The organism is Streptomyces manipurensis (assembly GCF_049570255.1).
Lineage (GTDB): Bacteria > Actinomycetota > Actinomycetes > Streptomycetales > Streptomycetaceae > Streptomyces > Streptomyces manipurensis.
Map to the genome: position 1 here is coordinate 1,001,853 of NZ_CP186950.1, position 18,300 is coordinate 1,020,152.

An 18,300-nucleotide genomic window follows, 5' to 3' on the forward strand; every position below is an offset into this window, starting at 1 on the left:
GTGTGAATGGTCACGCACGATGCACCGCCGCGCGAGGCGGGACGTCCGGTCAGGGGCCCGGGCTCGGGGCGGGTCAGGCGCGGGTGTTCCATCCCGCGATCACCGGCAGGCCGTGCTCGGTGGAGAGCGTGCTCACCGTTCCGGTGCGCAGCAGGAAGAGCCGGCCGTTCTCGGGGGCCAGGCGCAGGTAGCGGGCGGTGAGGACGCGCAGGAAGTGGCCGTGGGCGACGAGCACCACCTCGCCGTCGTCCGCTGCGAGGACGGGGGCGATCCGCGCGAGGACCCGGTCGGCGCGGGCGCCCACCTGGGCGGCGTTCTCCCCGGGGTGGTCGGCGTCGCCGGGCGGGACGCCGTGGGTCCACAGGGACCAGTCGGGCGTGGTCCGCAGGATCTCCGCCGTGGTGATTCCCTCGTAGCCGCCGTAGTCCCACTCGTAGAGGTCGGAGTCCAGGCCCGCCCCGGTGATCCCGGCGAGCTCGGCGGTGGCCACGGCGCGCCGCAGCGGGCTGGTCAGCACCAGGGCCGGGTGCCGGTCGCGGAAGAAGGGGGCCAGGGAGATGGCCTCCTCCACACCGCGTGCGGTCAGCGGTACGTCGGTGCGGCCGGTGTGCCGCCCGTTCGCGCTCCAGGCGGTCTCACCGTGTCTCACCAGCATCAGGTCGCTCACCCTGTGGACCCTATTGCCTCGCGGTTTGCCTCGCGGAGTGCCTCACGGATTGCCTCGCGGCATGTCGGCGGCGGCGGACCCGGCGGGCGTGTCACTGTCGGGCGTCATGGACGAGAACCGCAGGGCCTGCCGGGCGGCCGGTCCGCAGCTCCCTCCGCGCATGCCCGCGCTGATGGTGGCTCTGACCGCCGTGACGGGGGTGGTCGAGGCGGTCAGCCTGCTGGCGCTGGGGCCGGCCTTCACGGCGATGCAGACGGGGAACGTGCTGTTCCTCGCCTTCGGCGCGGCGGGGGCGGGGAGGCTGGAGACGCTGGCGCCCGGGATCTCGCTGGCCGCGTTCGTCGTCGGGGTGGTGACGGGCTCCCACCTGGAGTCGGTGGCCGAGGTCCGCGGGAGGCGCTGGTTCGTCATCGGGCTGGTCGTGGAGGCCGGGCTGATCCTCGTCGCCGCGGCCGTCGGATGGGGCCTGACCGCTCAGTACGGGGCCCCGGCCCCACGCCATCTGGCGGCGACGGCGGCCCTGGCCCTGGCCATGGGGCTGCGCAACACCACCATCATGCGGGCGAACGTGCCGGGCGTGCCGACGACGCTGGTCACCCGCTCGATGACGGCCTTCCTCGGGGGCTCCGCCATGGGGCGGGAGCAGATCTACGGCTTCGGGACGGGTGGCTGGACCCTGCGCGGCCTGTCGGTCCTGGCGATGTTCGCCGGCGGGTTCCTCGGGGCGGTGCTGGTGCGTTCCGGCTGGACGGTGGGCTGGATCCTGTTGCCGGCCGGCGCGGCGGTGCTGGTGGTGGGCCTGGTCTACCGCGGGCAGCCCCCGCTGCACACCGATCAGGCCCCGGGCCGGGAACGATCGGGCTGAACCGCGCCATTGGTACAGTCCCGGCATGGCGGTGGACGAGCTCGACACCAGAATCCTGCGCCTGCTGATCGAGCAGCCGCGCACGAGCGTCCGCGAGTACGCGCGGATCCTCGGCGTCGCGCGCGGAACCCTCCAGGCCCGGCTGGACCGGCTGGAGCGGACGGGCGTGATCACCGGGACCGGTCCGGTGCTCTCCCCCGCCGCCCTGGGCCACCCGGTGCTGGCCTTTGTGCACATCGAGGTCACCCAGGGCCATCTGGACGACGTGGGGGACGCGCTGGCCGCCGTACCGGAGATCATCGAGGCGTTCTCGATCACCGGCGGCGGGGACCTGCTGACCCGTGTGGCGGCCCGGGACAACGCCCACCTGGAGGACGTGATCCAGCGGCTGATCCGGCTCCCGGGCGTGGTCCGCACCCGGACGGAGGTCGCCCTGCGCGAGCGGGTCCCGCACCGGCTGCTGCCCCTGGTCGAAGCGGTCGGGAGGAACTCCCGCAAAAGCTGACAGGATGGCTGGTACAGGACGCGACAGGCAGGACGGTCCCAGCAGATGATCTCCGTCATATTCGATCTCGACGGCACCCTCGTGGACAGCGAGCCGAACTACTACGAGTCCGGCCGCCGCACCCTGGAACGGCACGGGGACCCGACTTCACCTGGGAACAGCACGCGCCCTTCATCGGCATCGGCACCATGGAGACCCTGGAGATCCTGCGGGAGCGGTACGGGCTGAGCGCGCCGGTCGAGGTGCTGCTCGCCGAGCAGAACGCCGCCTACCTGGAGCTCGCCCGCACCGGGACAGAGGTCTTCCCGCAGATGCGGAAGTTCGTGGAGCGGCTGCACTCCGAAGGGGTGCCGATGGCGGTGGCCTCCGGGTCCTCCCTGGCCGCCATCGACGCGGTCCTCGCCGGGACCGGGCTGGACGCCCTGCTGACCACGGTGGTCTCCGCCGAGGAGGTCGCCCGCGGCAAGCCGGCTCCGGACGTGTTCCTGGAGGCCGCCCGGCGGCTGGGCGCCGCACCGGCCGACTGCGTGGTCGTCGAGGACGCGGCGCCGGGGGTGCGGGCCGCCCGCGCCGCCGGGATGGGCTGCATCGTGGTCCCGTACGCCCCGGAGGTCGCGGACGACCCTGCGTTCGCCTCCGCCGGACTGCTCTTCCCGGGCGGACAAAGGGAGTTCGGCGCGGACACCGCCTACCGGTGGCTCGTCGCGCGCGGGGCCGCCTGACGCCCGGGCGCGCGGACGGGCGGACGGGCGGACGGGCGGACGGGCGGACACCTCCCGCCGGGCCCGCCGCCCGGTGCGAACGGCCCCGGTCCGCACCCTGGTGTCCCGGGGGCCCGGCTGTCACGATGCCTGCGTGACCGCGACCCTGCCTCCGGGCACCCGCAGCGTCGGCCCGCGCGGGTGGCCCCTGCTCGGGAACCTGCCCGCCTTCGCCCGTGACCCGCTGGCCTTCTTCGAGTCCCTGCGCGACGGGTACGGCGACTGGGTGTCCTGGAGCCTCGGCCCGACGCGCAACGTGCTGGTCTCCCTGCCCGAGCACGCCGGCGAGCTGCTCGGCGCCGTCGAGTCCACCTTCCGTCCCACCGAACTTGGCTGGGCCGTGCACCAGTTGCTGGGCGAGGGGGTGGTGGTCGCCACCGGTGACGACTGGCGGCGCAAGCGGGCCCTGGTCCAGCCGGCCGTCCGGCCGCGGCAGGTGCGCGGATACGCCGCCACGATGGCGGGCTGCGCGGACGCGCTGGCGGGCACCTGGCGCGAGGGCCAACGGATCGACGTGCACCGGGAGATGGCGGGACTCACCCAGCGGATCGCCGTGCACACGCTGTTCGGGAGCGACGCCGCCGGCCGGGAGGGGCCGATCGCCGCGGCCATGGCCGCGGCGCAGCGCGAACTGGGTGCGGAGTTCCGGGGGGTGACGATGTTCCTGCCGCCATGGGTGCGCACCCCGGGGCGGCGCCGGATGCGGGCGGCCGTGGCGGTCCTCGACCGGGAGATGGCGCACGTCATCGCCGAGCACGAGGCCGCCTCGGCCGGCGGCGCGGAGCGCGACGACCTGCTGAGCCGGCTGCTGGCGGCCCGCGACGAACAGGGCCTCCCGCTGTCCCGCAAGGAGCTCCGCGACGAGTCGATCACCCTGTACGTCGGTGGCCACGAGACCACCTCGACGACCCTCACCTGGGCCTGGCAACTGCTGTCGGGCGCCCCGGCGGCCCGCGCGCGGCTGACCGCCGAACTGGACACCGTGCTCGGCGGCCGGCTGCCGGCCTACGACGACTACGCGCGGCTGCCGTGGACCCGGCAGGTGGTCAAGGAGGCGCTGCGGCTCTATCCGCCGATCTGGCTGATCACCGCCGTGGCCGGAGCGGACGCGAGCCTCGGCGGGAGGCCGGTGGCGCCGGACACGAGGGTGTGGACGAGCCCCTGGTCGATGCACCGCGATCCGCGCTGGTTCCCGGACCCGGAGGCCTTCCGCCCGGAGCGGTGGGACGAGGACGCACCGCATCCGGTGCCGGAGCACGCCTGGTTCCCCTTCGGCGGCGGCCCCCGGGCCTGCCTGGGCGCCCGGTTCGCGCTGGTGGAGGCCGTGCTGGTGCTGGCCGTACTGGGGCAGAGGTTCCACCTGGACAGCGGCGCCGGGCGGGCCGGCGTCTTCCCCGGGCTCACCCTGCAGCCGGACCGGCCCGTCCTCGCGACCCTGCGCCGCCCCGTCCGCTGAACCGTCGGCGGGGATCCTCCGGCGGGAAGATCCCGCGCCCGCCCCCGGTTGGTAGAACCGTGAACGATCTGATGCGGAACGATCCGGTGCGGGACGATCAGGCGGGGAGCGGCCGGGAGGCGGCCGCCGTCGACGTGCTGGTCGTCGGCGCCGGGCAGGCCGGCCTGTCGAGCGCCTACCACCTGGCCCGGGCGGGCATCGGGCACGTCGTCCTGGACCACTCGCCGCGGCCGGGCGGGGCCTGGCAGTTCCGCTGGCCCTCCCTCACCTACGGGCGGGTCCACGGGATGCACTCGCTGCCCGGCATGGAGCTGACCGACGCCGACCCGCTGCGCCCCTCCTCCGAGGTGATCGGGGAGTACTTCGCCTCCTACGAGGACCGCTTCGGCCTGCGGGTGCGCCGCCCCGTGGACGTCACGGCGGTCCGGGAGGGCACGGGAGGCGGGCTGCGCGTGGAGACCTCGGCCGGCCCGTGGGCGGCCCGGGCACTGATCAACGCCACCGGGACCTGGGACCGGCCGTTCTGGCCGCGGTACCCGGGCCGGGAGACCTTCCGCGGCCGCCAGCTGCACACCGCGGACTACCCGGGACCGCAGGCCTTCGCCGGGCTCCGGGTGATCGTGGTGGGCGGTGGCACCTCGGCGGTGCAGCACCTGCTGGAGATCTCCGGGGTCGCGGCGGAGACCACCTGGGTCACCCGGCGGCCACCGGTCTTCCGCGACGGGAGCTTCGGCGAGGCCGAGGGCCGGGCGGCGGTGGCGCTGGTGGAGGAGCGGGTGCGCCGCGGGCTTCCGCCGCAGAGCGTGGTCAGCGTCACCGGCCTGCCGCTGAACGAGGCCGTCCGGGCCGGCCTGGCGTCGGGCGTCCTGGACCGCCGTCCCGTCTTCGACCGGATCACCGCCACGGGCGCCGTCTGGGCGGACGGCACCCGCGTGGACGCCGACGTCATCCTGTGGGCCACCGGCTTCCGCCCGGCCATCGACCACCTGGCGCCGCTGCGGCTGCGCGAGCCGGGCGGGGGCATCCGGCTCGACGGGACCCGGGCGGTGCGCGACGAGCGGATCCATCTGGTCGGCTACGGCCCGTCGGCGTCGACCGTGGGTGCCAACCGCGCGGGCGGGGCGGCCGTCCGCGACCTGCGCCGGCTCCTGACCCGCGCACCGCGGGAGGCCGGCCCGGCGGCGGTGGCGGAGCAGGCCGCCGCGGCGGTGGCGGTGGCGACCTGAGCCGTCCCGCGCCGGGCGGGGACCCTCAGGCCGGGTCCGGGCCGTCCTCCGGTTCCCCGACGGGGAACACCCGGTCGGGGGCGCCGTCGGCGTCCCGGTCCTCCCTGGTCGGGTACACGGAGGCGGTCCCGTCCCGCACGGCCAGGACGGGGTCGGTCCAGCTCTCGGTGTGCTCCGGGACGAGGATGCGGGTGGTGCCCCGTTCCGCGTCGTGGACCAGCAGCGAGACGATGTTGTAGAGCTGGTTCCCGATCGGGGCCGGCCCCTGCTCGGGGTGGTCGTCGGGCCCGCCGATCCGGATGACGAAGAAACGCTCCGCCACCCACCAGCCGCCCTTGTCCAGCCAGTGCCCCTCCCCCACCCGGACGCCGTCGACCCAGAGCAGGGCCTTGCCCGGGTGGTCACGGAAGAGGAGCACCGAACGGTGGCGGTCGCCGTGGGCGAAGGTCACGTCGATCTCGTGCGGGGTGTGGCAGTCGATGAAGCTGCTGCACGCCCCGGCGACCCCGCCGTGGCGGTGGCTCGCCAGTTCCTCGCCCGGCGCCAGGACGGGGTCCTGGCTGCAGATCTCCGCAAAACGGCAGGCCCGGTCCACGCGCCGGGTGCAGCCGAGCCCCATGGCCGCGACATCGCGCGCGGCCGCCTGTGAGAGCAGCTCGCCCAGGCGTTCCAGGTACCGCTCCTCCCCCACGAGGGCAATCAGTTCGGGCTCGTCGTGCCACCAGTGGAGCAGGTCCACGCCCACGGGGGAACGGGACAGCCAGTCGCGCCACCCCAGCACTCCTTCACCCCAGTGCTCGATCATCCGCCGGTGCCCGTGGCGCTCGGCGGCCTCGGCCGCCCTCGCGTCCTCCTCGATGCGGCGCTGGATGGTCTCGGCGAACGACTCCTCGCCGGAGGCCGGCTCGCCCGCGGCGTCGGCCCCCGCTCCGCCCTTGCCGTCAGTCCCCGGTTTCGCTCCCCATGGCCATTTCACCGTTCGCCCCCTCGGTCCACGCGGTCGGCAGGGCGCCGATCGTAGGCCGCCCGCGCGGACCGGCGCCTTTCATTTGCCGGCGGCCGGTCCCTGTCCTGCGCCCGAACCGGCCCGGGCGCGGATCCGGTTGAACTCGGCGACGTGCTTCCTGTGCTCGTCGTACGTCGTGGAGAAGCGGGTGTCCCCCGGTTTGACGGTGACGAAGTACAGCCACTTCCCGGGTGTCGGCGCGACCGCGGCGGCCATGGCCTCCAGCCCCGGACTGTCGATGGGGGTGGGCGGCAGGCCCTGCCGCTCGTAGGTGTTGAAGGGGCTGTCGATCCGGGTGTCGCTCAGCGTGGTCTCCACGGTGGAACGGCCCAGCGCGTAGTTGACCGTGGAGTCCATCTGGAGGGGCATCGACCGGGCCAGCCGGTTGTGCACCACCCGGGCCACCTTCCCCATGTCGGCCCGGTTGTCGGCCTCCGCCTCGATGACGCTGGCCATGGTGGCGGTCTGGTACGGGGTCATGCCGTGTGTCCTGGCGCCGGCCGCGACGGCCCGGGTGGCGAGCTTCTCGTTCGCCGTACGCACCATGTGGGCGAGGAGCAGGGCCGGGGTGGACTGCGAGGTCACCGGGTACGTCGCCGGGAAGAGGTAGCCCTCGGGGTTGCCCTTGGCCTCGGCGGGCAGACCCGGTGCGACGGAGGGCACGGCCGCCTTGGTGGAGCCCGGAGGCAGTTTCAGCACGCGGTCGACGGCGGCGTACACCTGAGCCGCGCGCCAGCCCTCGGGAATCACCAGCCGCCGGGGCTGTTCCGGTGTCTGCGCGCTCTTCAGCAGCGGTATCAGGACCACCGCGGAGAGGGCCAGGAGGGTGCCGAGGAAGAGGGCCAGCCGGCCCCGGCGGGTGAGCCGGGATCGGCGCTGCGGCGGCCGGTACTCATGACTCATGCGGCGACATTAAACCGCACACCATGACATCTCCGGCGCGACACCCGCCCTCCGGTCTGATGGTCATACATTCACCGGGGCGAGGGTGCGCTCCTCGGGCGGCTCGGGGGTGAGCGCCGCGTCCCGGTCCCGGCGGACCAGCGCCGCATACCGTCCGTCGGCCTTCAGCAGCTCTTCGTGGGTGCCGCGCTCGGCGATGCGCCCCGCGTCCAGGACCACGATCTGGTCGGCGTCGCGGACGGTGGACAGCCGGTGGGCGATGGTGATGGTGGTCCGGCCGGCGGAGAGGTGGTCTATCGCCCGCTGCACCGCGTGCTCCGTACGGGTGTCGAGGGCGCTCGTCGCCTCGTCGAGGATGAGCACCGGCGGGTCGCGCAGGATGGTGCGGGCGATGGCCAGGCGCTGCTTCTCACCCCCGGAGAAGCGGTAGCCGCGCTCGCCGACCAGGGTGTCGTAGCCCTCGGGCAGGGACGCGATGTGATCGTGGATCTGCGCCGCGCGGGCCGCCTCGACGATCTCCTCCTCGGTCGCGTCCGGCTTGGCGAAGCGCAGGTTGTCGGCGACCGAGGCGTGGAAGAGGTAGGTCTCCTGGGAGACCACGCCGATGGAGCGGGCCAGCGAGTCGAAGTCGAGGTCGCGCACGTCCACCCCGTCGAGCGCGACCCGGCCGCCCGTGACGTCGTACAGGCGGGGCACCAGGTAGCTGAGCGTGCTCTTGCCGGAGCCGGTCGGCCCGACGACGGCGAGCGAACCCCCGGCCGGGACGGTGATGTCGATGCCCGTGAGGGTGGGGCCGTTCTGCGCGTCGTAGGCGAAGTGCACGTCCTCCAGGGTGACCTCGCCCTTGGCGCGCTCCAGCCGCACCGGCTCCGCGCGCTCGGTGATGTCCACCGGCAGGTCGAGGTACTCGAAGATGCGGGTGAACAGCGCGAGCGAGGTCTGTATCTGCACGCCGGTCGACAGCAGGCTCACGGCGGGCCGGAAGAGCCCCTGCTGGAGGGTGACGAAGGCGACCAGCGTGCCGACGGACAGTGAGGGCGCGCCCGTCTGGAGCGCTATGCCGGCGGCCCAGTAGATGAGCGCGGGCATGGCCGCCATGACGATCCCGATGGTGGACATCCGCCAGCGCCCGGCCATGCTGGAGCGCACCTCCAGCCCGACGAGCTTCTCGGACTCCGCGGAGAAGGCGGCCGTGAGGGACTCCGAACGGCCCATGGTGCGGCCGAGCAGGATGCCGCTCACCGAGAGCGACTCCGTCACCGTGGCCGCCATGGCGGCCATCTGCTTCTGCCGCTTCATGGTGATCTTCTTGCGCTCGTTGCCGACCCGGCGGCTGATCCACACGAAGACGGGCAGCAGGAGCAGCGAGACGAGGGTGAGCCGCCAGTCGAGCGCGAGCATGGCGACCACGGTGGCGACCACGGCGGTCAGGTTCGAGACGAGCGAGGTCGCCGTGGAGGTCACGGTGGCCTGCATGCCGCCGATGTCGTTGGCTATCCGGGACTGGACCTCGCCGGTGCGCGTCCGGGTGAAGAAGGCCAGCGGCATCCGCTGGAGCTGCGCGTACACGGCGGTGCGCAGGTCGTGCATGACCCGCTGGCCGACCGTGGTGGAGATCAGCGTCTGGAGCACGCCGAAGACGCTGGTGAGGACCGCCGTGAGGATCATCCCGAGCGCGAGGAGGCTGAGCAGCCCCGTGCGGCCCTGCGGGATGGCGACGTCGAGGATCTCCTTCAGCAGGAACGGCGATGCGACGCCGACCAGCGAGGAGGCCCCGACGAGCAGGCCCACGACGGCGAGCCGGCCGCGGTAGGGCCGGAACAGCGCCACGATGCGGCGCAGCTCCCGCGGCTGGTCGGCCGGGGCGGGACGGGTGGGGTCGAGGGGATCTGGCGACGGGGTCCACTTCGGTTCGTCGTGCGGCATGGGCACCCTCCCGGGTCAGGAGTCATGGGGTCGACGGCCGGGGTCGCTGCGCGGCCGTTCCACTGAGCATAGGTCATTGTTACCTATACTCACAATGAACGGGGTCCTGATATCGTTCCCGCATGAGCGCCGCCGCCGACACCGATCGCCTCCTCGCCGAACAGCTCCTGCGCCTGACGCGCAGGCTCCACCGGATCCAGAAGCGCCACATGGAGCCGCTCGGGATCACTCCCGCCCAGAGTCGGCTGCTGCGGCTCGTCTCGCACTACGAGGACGAGCAGCCTCCCCGGATGGCGGACCTCGCGGCCCGCCTGGAGGTCGTCCCGCGCGCGGTCACCACCCTCGTGGACGGGCTGGAGGCGGCCGAGTGCGTACGGCGCGTGCCCGACCCCGCCAACCGGCGTGTCATCCGCATCGAGCTGACCGACACCGGGCGCGCCACGCTGCGTCGCCTGCGCAACGCGCGAACGGACGCCGCGGAGGAGATCCTGGCTCCGTTGACCGCCGACCAGCGCGAGGTGCTCGGCGGGCTGCTGAACGCCCTGTCGGACGCCCCGGCGGAGCGCACCTGCTGATTGGGCCACCCGAGGGTCGTGCCGAGGCGAGGGGTCGCACATGCCGCTGCTGGAACCGAGGCCCTCGTCGCTGCGCCCGCGCGGCGTCGGCGGCCCCGCACCCGACCGGCTCCCCGGACACCGCGCCGGCGGCACCCCGGAGCCCCTGCGCGGCGAACTGACCGGCCTGCTGGGCGCCGAGAAGGTGCTGTGGAAGGTGTCCGACCTGGTCCGCTACGCCTCGGACGCCTCCCCGTACCGGTTCGTGCCGCAGGTCGTGGTGATCGCCGAGGACCTTGACGACGTCTCCGCCGTCCTCTCGTACGCGCGCGGCCGCGGACGCGAGGTCGTCTTCCGAGCGGCCGGGACCTCCCTCAACGGGCAGGCCCAGGGTGAGGACATCCTGGTGGACGTACGGCGCCACTGGACCGGCATCGAGGTCCTGGACGGGGGACGGCGGGCCCGGATCCGGCCCGGCACCACCGTGCTGCGGGCCAACGCGGCCCTCGCCCGGCACGGCCGGGTGCTCGGCCCGGACCCGGCGAGCGCCCTCGCCTGCACGCTCGGCGGGGTCGTCGCCAACAACGCGTCGGGGATGACGGCCGGCACCACCAGGAACAGCTACCGCACCCTCTCCTCGCTGACCTTCGTCCTCCCCGGCGGCACCGTCGTGGACACCGCAGACCCGCTGGCCGACGAGGAACTGGCGCGCGCCGAGCCCGCCCTGTGCCGCGGCCTGATGGAGATCAAGCGGGAGATCGAGGCCGACCCCGCCCTCACCGCCCGGATCCGCGCCAAGTACGAGATCAAGAACACCACCGGCTACCGGCTGGACGCCTACCTCGACGGCTCCACCCCGGTCGAGATCCTGCGGGGCCTGATGGTCGGCTCGGAGGGCACCCTCGGCTTCATCTCCGAGGTCGTCTTCGACACCCTCCCCCTGGACCGCGAGGTCTGCTCCGCCCTGCTGTTCTTCCCCTCCCTGACGGCGGCGGCCGCCGCCGTCCCCCGCTTCAACGCGGCCGGCGCCCGCGCCGTCGAGCTGATGGACGGCAACACCCTGCGCGCCTCGGTGAGCGTCGACGGGGTCCCCGCCGACTGGGCGGACCTGCCCGGGCCGACCACCGCCCTGCTCGTCGAGTTCCGGGCCCCCGACCGCGCGGGCCTGGCCGCCTGCGAGCGCCGCGCGGCCGAGGCCCTGGCCGGGCTCGGCCTGGTCGCGCCCGTCCCCTCCGTCACCAACGCGTTCACCGGCGACCCGCGCACCGTCAACGGCTACTGGAAGGCCCGCAAGGCGTTCGTGACCGCCGTGGGCGGAGCCCGCGCCCGCGGCACCACGCTGATCACCGAGGACTTCGCGGTGCCGCCCGCACGGCTGGCCGAGACCTGCGAGGCGCTCCTCGCCCTCCAGGCGGAGCACGGGTTCGACGCGGCCGTCGCCGGACACGCGGCCCACGGGAACCTCCACTTCCTGCTCGCCTTCGACGCCGCCGACCCCGGGGACGTCGCCCGGTACGGGGCCTTCATGGAGGCCTTCTGCCGGCTCACCGTCGAACGCTTCGACGGCTCCCTGAAGGCCGAGCACTCCACCGGCCGCAACATGGCCCCCTTCCTGGAGCTGGAGTGGGGCCCCGGGGCCACCGCGCTGATGTGGCGCACCAAGCAGCTCGTCGACCCCGGCGGGGTGCTCGCCCCGCGGATCGTCCTGGACCGCGACCCGCAGGCCCACCTGCGCGGGCTGAAGACGATTCCGCAGGTGGAAGCCGTGGCCGACCCCTGCATCGAGTGCGGGTTCTGCGAGCCGACCTGCCCGAGCGAGGACCTGACGACCACTCCGCGCCAGCGGATCGTGCTGCGCCGGGAGATGACGCGCCAGCAGCCGGGCTCCCCCGTGCTCGACGGGCTGCTGGCCTCCTACGGGTACGACGCGGTGGACACCTGCGCCGGCGACTCCACCTGCAGCCTCGCCTGCCCGGTCGGCATCGACACCGGCGCGCTGATGAAGGACCTCCGTCACCGGCGGCACGGCCCGCGCGAGGAGGCGGCCGCCCGGCTCGCCGCGGAACGCTTCGGCACCGTCGAGACCGCCGCCCGGCTGGCCGTGGCCGTCGCCCACCGGGTGTCCGGCCTGGGCGGCGACCGGCTGCTGGAAGCGGGCACCGGGGCCGCGCGCAGGATCGTACGACCCGACCTCGTGCCGCGGTGGCTGCCGCAGCTCCCCCCGGCCGCTCCGCGCCGCCGGCCCGCGACGCGGCGCGTCGGCGCCGCGGCCGTGTACTACCCGGCCTGCGTCAACCGTGTGTTCGGCGGCCCGTCGGACCCGTCCGGCCCGTCCCTCCCCGAGGCCGTCGTGGCCTTGTCCCGGCGGGCCGGGAAGCCCGTCTGGATCCCCCGCGACGTCCACGGCACCTGCTGCGCGACGATCTGGCACTCGAAGGGGTACGACGCGGGCAACCGGGTGATGGCCAACAGGATCGTCGAGGCGGCCTGGGGCTGGACGGCCGGGGGGAGGCTGCCCCTGGTCGTCGACGCCTCCTCGTGCACGCTGGGCATCGCGCACGAGGTGGTCCCGTACCTGACGCCGGAGAACCGCTCCCTCCACGAGGAGCTCCGCGTCGTCGACTCCATCGTCTGGGCCGCCGAGGAGCTCCTGCCGCACCTGGAGGTCCGGCGCACGGTCGCCTCGGCCGTGCTCCACCCCACCTGCTCGATGCGCCACCTGGGTGACGAGGCGCAGCTACGGGAGGTGGCCGAGGCCTGCGCGGAGGAGGTGGTCGTCCCCGACGACGCGGGCTGCTGCGCCTTCGCCGGCGACCGGGGCCTGCTGCACCCGGAACTGACGGCCTCGGCGACCGCCCACGAGGCGGCGGAGGTGACGGCGCGGCCCTACGACGCGCACCTGTCGGCGAACCGGATGTGCGAGGTCGGCATGGACCGGGCCACCGGGCGCTCCTACCGCTCGGCCCTCCTCGAACTGGAGCGCGCCACCCGTCCGTGAGCGCCGGTGTGCGCGGGCCCCGTGACCAGGCCACGGGCCCCGTGACCAGGCGGGCAAAGCGCAGCGCGACGGCCGTCGGCGCCCGGAAAATCGATTGCCCGGTGTCGCCCCAGGCGCGAACCTTGCACGGCTCGCACCACTCGAACCGTCTTGAGGCGTCATGCAGATCAGCGATCTTCCGTATCCGGATCCGGGAGTGCCGGACGCCCGTTCCGGGCCGCGGTTCCTCCTGTGGCTGGGGCGCGGGCAACTCGGCGGGCAGCTCAAGAGCCTGTGCTGGGGCATGCTCCACTTCGGCGGTGTCGCGGGGCTTCCCTACGCGGTGGGGCTGGGCGTCGACGCGGTCGTCGACCGCGACGGGAACCGGCTGCTGCTCGTGGGCGCCCTGCTCGTCCTGGTCGGCATCGCCATCGCCCTCGGCGACACCATGCTCCACCGGACGGCCGTCACCAACTGGATCACCGCCGCGGCACGCGTGCAGCAGCTGCTCGCGCGGAAGACGGCCGAGCTGGGCTCGGCCCTGACCCGCAGGGTCGCCGCCGGCGAGGTGGTCGCCGTGTCCACCGGGGACGTGGAGAAGATCGGCTGGTTCGTGGAGGCGGTCTCCCGCTTCCTCGCCGCGGTGTTCTCCGTCGTCCTCGTCTGCGTGGGCCTGCTGTTCTACGCCCCCGAGCTGGGCGTGGTCGTCGCGGTCGGCGTGCCCGTGGTCGCCCTCGCCTCGCTCCCGCTGCTGCCGCGCGCCACCAAGCGCGCCGACGTGCAGCGCGAGAAGGCCGGCAAGGCCACCGAGCTGGCCTCCGACACGGTCGCCGGACTGCGGGTCCTGCGTGGCATCGGCGGGGAGGAGCTGTTCCTCGGCCGCTACCGCGAGGCCTCGCAGGAGGTCCGCAAGGCCTCCGTGCACAGTGCCCGGATGTGGGCCCTGATCTCCGCCCTCCAGGTGCTGCTGCCGGGCGCCCTGATGATCACCGTGGTCTGGTACGGCGCCACGCTGGCCCTGGACGGGCAGATCGCGGTGGGCGAACTCGTCGCCGCCTTCAGCGCGGTGGCGACCCTGCTCTACCCCCTCCGTCACTTCGAGGAGATCGCCATGGCGTACTCCTTCTCGCGTCCCTCCGCGAAGCGCGCCGCCCGGGTGCTGTCCCTCACCCGGACCGGCGGGACCCGCAGGCCCGACGCTGCCGACGCCGTGGAACCGCCCGCCCCGGGCGGCGACCTGTACGACCCGCTGACCGGGCTGCTGGCCCCCGCGGGACGGTTCACCGCCGTCGTGTGCGGGGACCCGGACCTGGCGGGCCGGCTCGCGGAACGCCTCGGGGGGCACGCCCCCGACGAGGACGAGGACAAGGACGAGGACAAGGAAGCCGGGGCGGAGGCGGCGCCGTCCGTACTGCTCGGCGGGGTCGCGCTGGACGAGCTCGCGCTGGACGCCGCGCGCCGGCTGGTCCTCGTCCAGGACAAGGACCCGGTGCTGCTGTCCGGGACCCTGAGCGAACTGTTCGACGTGCCGGCCTCCGGCGCGGTCGACCCGGAGGCCGCACTCGACGCCGCGCAGTGCGCCGACGTGCTCGACGCGGTGCTGCAGTCGGCTCCGGAAGGCGTCGAGGACTCCATGGACGCCCGGATCACCGAGCGCGGCAGGTCGCTCTCGGGCGGTCAGCGCCAGCGTCTGGCACTGGCCCGGTCCCTGGTCACCGACCCGGAGGTGCTGGTGCTGGACGAGCCGACCTCCGCGGTCGACTCGCACACCGAGGCGCGGATCGCGGACGGGGTGGCCCGGCTGCGCGAGGGCCGTACCACCGTCGTCCTGGCCTCCTCGCCGCTGCTCCTGGACCGGGCGGACCGGGTCGTGCTCGTCGACGGCGGCACGGTGGCCGCGGTGGGGACGCACCACGAACTGCTGCAGCGGGAGCCCCGGTACCGGGCGGTCGTCACCCGCGAGACGGACGAGGAACAGCGCCTCTCCGGGCTCGGACTGACGGAGCTGGAAGAAGCACTCACAGAGATCGAGGAATCCGCATGATCGGCGTGGCGCCGCCGGAGTACGACCCGGCGGCCCCCGAGACGGCCGCGACCCTGCCCGTGGGCACGGCGGCGACCGTACGGGGCTATGTGCGCGGCCTGTTCCGGCGCCATCGGCGGGCCTTCGTGGTGCTGGTGGCCGTCAACGCGGTCGCGGTGATCGCGTCCATGGTCGGCCCGTACCTGCTGGGCCGGGTCGTCGACGAGCTGGCGGCCGGGGCGCGCGAACTCCACCTGGGCCGCATGGCGCTGCTGTTCGCCGTGGCACTCGCCGTCCAGACGTTCTTCGTGCGGCTGGTCCGGCTGCGCGGGGCGATGCTGGGCGAGGAGATGCTCGCCGATCTGCGCGAGGACTTCCTGGTGCGGTCGGTGAAGCTGCCGCCGGGTGTGCTGGAGCGTGCCGGTACCGGGGACCTGCTGTCGCGGGTCACCACCGACATCGACCGGCTGGCCAACGCGATGCGGGAGGCCGTGCCGCAGCTGGCGATCGGCGTGGTGTGGGCGGGGCTGCTCTTCGGCGCGCTCACCGTGACCGCGCCGCCGCTGGCGCTGGCCGTGCTGGTGGCGCTTCCGGTGCTGGTGACCGGCTGCCGCTGGTACTTCCGGCGGGCGCCCGCCGGCTACCGGTCGGAGGCGGCGGGGTACGCGGCGGTCGCCTCCGTGCTCACGGAGACGGTGGACGCGGGCCGCACGGTCGAGGCGCACCGGCTGGGCCCGGACCGGATCGCGCTGTCGGAACGGCGCATCAAGGAGTGGACGGCGTGGGAGCGGTACACGCTGTTCCTGCGGACGATCCTCTTCCCCGTCCTGAACGTCACGTTCGTGACGATCCTCGGCGCGGTGCTGATGATCGGCGGCTACTGCGTGCTGCAGGGCTGGATGACCGTGGGGCAGCTGACCACGGGTGCGCTGCTGGCCCAGATGCTGGTCGATCCGATCGGTCTGATCCTGCGCTGGTACGACGAGCTGCAGATCGCCCAGGTCTCCCTGGGCCGCCTGGTCGGGGTGCGGGAGATCGAGCCGGACGCGGGTGACGAGAAGGTGGCGCCCGAGGGTCGCGACGTCCGGGCCCGGGAGGTCCGGTTCGGCTACCGGGAGGGCGTGGACGTCCTGCACCAGGTCTCGATGTCCGTGCCGCCGGGCACCCGGATGGCGCTCGTCGGGCCCTCGGGCGCGGGCAAGTCCACCCTGGGCCGGCTGCTCGCGGGCATCTACGAGCCGCGCGTCGGCGAGGTCACGCTGGGCGGGGCGCGGCTGTCACGGATGCCGGCGGAGCGGGTGCGCGAGCACGTGGCGCTGGTCAACCAGGAGCACCACGTGTTCGTGGGCTCGCTGCGCGACAACCTGCGGCTCGCCCGGGCGGCGGCCGGGGACGCCGAGCTGTGGGCGGCCCTGGGCGCGGTGGACGCGGACGGCTGGGCCCGGGCCCTGGAGGCCGGCCTGGACACCGAGGTCGGCTCCGGCGGCACCACCCTGACCCCGGCGCAGGCGCAGCAGGTCGCGCTGGCCCGGCTGGTGCTGGCGGATCCGCACACGCTCGTCCTTGACGAGGCCACCTCGCTGCTGGACCCCAGGGCGGCCCGGAACCTGGAGCGGTCGCTGGCCCGTGTGCTGGACGGCCGGACGGTGATCGCCATCGCGCACCGGCTCCACACGGCGCACGACGCCGACGTGATCGCCGTCGTGGAGGAGGGCCGGATCAGCGAACTGGGCTCGCACGACGAACTGGTCGCGGCGGACGGCGCCTACGCGGCCCTGTGGCGCTCCTGGCACGGCTGACCGCCGGTCGTCCGGGACGGGGCCGACTGCCGGAGCCGGTGTCGGACACCGGCCCAGGACGGGAACGGCGCCGGGATCGGCGCCGGCTCAGGCGGCCGGTGGGGTCCAGGCGGCGTCGCGGCCCAGGTGGGCCAGGAGGGACCGGGCCGGGTCCGCGGCCGGGTCCGGCGTGAGGGCGGGGCCGAAGGCGAACCCGCGCAGGGGCTCGACCAGCAGGTCGGCGGTGGGCCGCCGCGCCGCCGCGAGGGCTTCGGTCAGCGGGGAGGGGCGGCCCGTGGCCACGGCGATGTCCCAGGCGTGGACGGCCGCGTCGAGGGCCGCGGCGCCGACGGCCGTCTCGGCCGTGACGGTGAAGGGGGGCAGCGGGACGGGCACCTCGCCCGTCCCGGGAGCGATCCCGGCGAAGGCCGCCGCGGAGGCTTCGAGGGCCGCCTCCAGGAACGCCGCGGGGTCCTCCGCGAGGACGCCGGTCGGGGCGAAGGGATCATCGGCCGGGCCCGGTCCGCCGGTGAGGCGGGAGGCGTAGGCCAGCTGGTCCCCGGCGGCGTGCTGCACCACCTGCGTCACGTTCCACCGGTCGCAGGGCGTCGGCCGCCCGCCACCGCCGGGCGGCATCCCGGCGACGGCGGAGCGCAGCGCGGCGTGTGCCTGGTCGAGGAGGTCCCACTTGGATGTGATCATCCCCCGACCCTACCGACGCCCACCGGCCAAAGGGGCCGGTTTCAGAGGAAGTTGAGGCACGGAAGCCGTCGCGCGCGGCTCAGATGAATCCGAGGGCCGAAGCTCCGCCGAAGCCGCCCAGGAGGACGAACACCGGCATCAGCACCTTCAGCTCCACCCAGCTGCCGGCGCGGAAGCGCATCGCCTTCGGAGGCCCGATCGGGTACCAGCGCTTCCCGGCGATCGGCAGGGGCCACAGCACCGGACAGCCCGAGACGGTGAGGGCGTCTCCGATGTCGTGGACCAGCGCGCCGAGCACGATGGGCAGACCCAGCCAGAGGTACTCCTGGCCGGGGCCGGTGAACAGCCAGTTCGCCCCGTTGCCGGGCTGGTCGAGCACGCCCGCCAGGATCCAGGCGCTGGTCGCGCCGAGCAGCCAGACCAGGACGTCGCTGGACATCCGGGCCGCCCGCCACAGGAGGCCCTCGACCGCGAGGACCAGGTGGACGAACAGCAGCGCGAGGACGCCCCAGCGGTCCGCCGTGACGGCCAGCGCGGAGGAGCCGGCCCCGATGAGGACCGCCCAGAGCCAGGTGTGGGTGAGGGTGCGGTGGCCGCCGGTGCGGCGGGCGTCCTTGGTCGAGCGGGTGGCCTTGTAGACGGCGTAGGAGATCTTGTCGACGACCTCGCACAGCCCCTTGGAGAGGGGCCCGAAGGCGCGGGAGATCGTCGCCGACTTGTGGTCCAGGTCGGGCGCGAGCGCGGCACCGGCGCAGATCAGTGCGCCGACGATGAGGACCGGCCAGGGCATGGGATGGCCGGCGGCGGCCGTGGCCGCGCCCACCCCCAGCCACGCTGCCGCCCCGGACAGTGAGTGCGCCGGACCCATCATGGTCGTTCCCCGCCCCGCTGGTGTGTGTCGGGCCCGGTTGACCGGTTCGTTCGGGCCGCATCGACGCCACAGCGTACCGG

14 protein-coding genes and 1 pseudogene are annotated in these 18,300 nt (G+C 74.2%); 9 read left to right on the forward strand and 6 right to left on the reverse strand.

Annotated features, from left to right (window positions below; translation table 11 throughout):
- Positions 1-73: 73 nt before the first annotated feature.
- Positions 74-667 carry a histidine phosphatase family protein gene (locus ACPU2J_RS04710; protein WP_361599454.1) on the reverse strand — a complete coding sequence of 198 codons (594 nt, stop codon included), beginning with the start codon at positions 665-667 and terminating at the stop codon, positions 74-76.
- Positions 668-728: 61 nt separating this feature from the next.
- On the opposite strand from ACPU2J_RS04710, the gene ACPU2J_RS04715 reads away from it, so the two are divergent.
- The 5 genes and pseudogenes from ACPU2J_RS04715 (at position 729) to ACPU2J_RS04735 (ending at position 5,480) form a co-directional block, all read left to right on the forward strand.
- A complete protein-coding gene (locus tag ACPU2J_RS04715) occupies positions 729-1,532 on the forward strand; it encodes a YoaK family protein (protein ID WP_420081608.1) in 804 nt (267 codons plus the stop codon).
- Positions 1,533-1,557: 25 nt separating this feature from the next.
- Positions 1,558-2,037 carry an Lrp/AsnC family transcriptional regulator gene (locus tag ACPU2J_RS04720; protein WP_361599460.1) on the forward strand — a complete coding sequence of 160 codons (480 nt, stop codon included), beginning with the start codon at positions 1,558-1,560 and terminating at the stop codon, positions 2,035-2,037.
- 45 nt (positions 2,038-2,082) lie between these two features.
- Positions 2,083-2,759, forward strand: a pseudogene (locus ACPU2J_RS04725) (HAD family hydrolase).
- Positions 2,760-2,892: 133 nt separating this feature from the next.
- Positions 2,893-4,254 (forward strand): cytochrome P450, encoded by a 1,362-nt coding sequence (locus tag ACPU2J_RS04730; protein ID WP_391347476.1) that lies wholly within the window; start codon positions 2,893-2,895, stop codon positions 4,252-4,254.
- A gap of 71 nt (positions 4,255-4,325) precedes the next feature.
- Positions 4,326-5,480: an FAD-dependent oxidoreductase gene (locus ACPU2J_RS04735; protein ID WP_423834929.1), complete on the forward strand. Its 1,155-nt coding sequence runs from the start codon at positions 4,326-4,328 to the stop codon at positions 5,478-5,480.
- Between the two features lie 25 nt (positions 5,481-5,505).
- Here ACPU2J_RS04735 and ACPU2J_RS04740 read toward each other — a convergent pair whose 3' ends face one another.
- The 3 genes from ACPU2J_RS04740 to ACPU2J_RS04750 form a co-directional block, all read right to left on the reverse strand.
- Positions 5,506-6,456, reverse strand: coding sequence for a hypothetical protein (locus ACPU2J_RS04740; RefSeq protein ID WP_423832812.1), 951 nt, complete (start codon positions 6,454-6,456; stop codon positions 5,506-5,508).
- Between the two features lie 69 nt (positions 6,457-6,525).
- Entirely contained in the window at positions 6,526-7,389 is an 864-nt protein-coding gene (mltG, locus tag ACPU2J_RS04745) for an endolytic transglycosylase MltG (protein WP_423832813.1), read from the reverse strand.
- 63 nt (positions 7,390-7,452) lie between these two features.
- Positions 7,453-9,315: an ABC transporter ATP-binding protein gene (locus ACPU2J_RS04750; RefSeq protein WP_423832814.1), complete on the reverse strand. Its 1,863-nt coding sequence runs from the start codon at positions 9,313-9,315 to the stop codon at positions 7,453-7,455.
- A gap of 122 nt (positions 9,316-9,437) precedes the next feature.
- On the opposite strand from ACPU2J_RS04750, the gene ACPU2J_RS04755 reads away from it, so the two are divergent.
- The 4 genes from ACPU2J_RS04755 (at position 9,438) to ACPU2J_RS04770 (ending at position 16,668) form a co-directional block, all read left to right on the forward strand.
- On the forward strand, positions 9,438-9,890 hold the full coding sequence (locus tag ACPU2J_RS04755; protein WP_361599478.1) for a MarR family winged helix-turn-helix transcriptional regulator: 453 nt from the start codon (positions 9,438-9,440) through the stop codon (positions 9,888-9,890).
- A 40-nt stretch (positions 9,891-9,930) separates the two neighbouring features.
- Positions 9,931-12,867 (forward strand): FAD-binding and (Fe-S)-binding domain-containing protein, encoded by a 2,937-nt coding sequence (locus ACPU2J_RS04760; RefSeq protein ID WP_423832815.1) that lies wholly within the window; start codon positions 9,931-9,933, stop codon positions 12,865-12,867.
- A gap of 160 nt (positions 12,868-13,027) precedes the next feature.
- The gene (locus ACPU2J_RS04765) at positions 13,028-14,890 is read left to right on the forward strand and encodes an ABC transporter transmembrane domain-containing protein (RefSeq protein ID WP_423832816.1); all 1,863 of its coding nucleotides are present in this window, start codon (positions 13,028-13,030) and stop codon (positions 14,888-14,890) included.
- A complete protein-coding gene (locus tag ACPU2J_RS04770) occupies positions 14,887-16,668 on the forward strand; it encodes an ABC transporter ATP-binding protein (RefSeq protein WP_399310953.1) in 1,782 nt (593 codons plus the stop codon). The genes ACPU2J_RS04765 and ACPU2J_RS04770 overlap by 4 nt, the downstream gene beginning before the upstream one ends.
- Positions 16,669-16,755: 87 nt before the next feature.
- Here ACPU2J_RS04770 and ACPU2J_RS04775 read toward each other — a convergent pair whose 3' ends face one another.
- Positions 16,756-17,349 (reverse strand): TIGR03086 family metal-binding protein, encoded by a 594-nt coding sequence (locus ACPU2J_RS04775; protein ID WP_423832817.1) that lies wholly within the window; start codon positions 17,347-17,349, stop codon positions 16,756-16,758.
- A 79-nt stretch (positions 17,350-17,428) separates the two neighbouring features.
- Positions 17,429-18,220: a metal-dependent hydrolase gene (locus ACPU2J_RS04780; RefSeq protein WP_361599493.1), complete on the reverse strand. Its 792-nt coding sequence runs from the start codon at positions 18,218-18,220 to the stop codon at positions 17,429-17,431.
- Positions 18,221-18,300 lie beyond the last annotated feature (80 nt).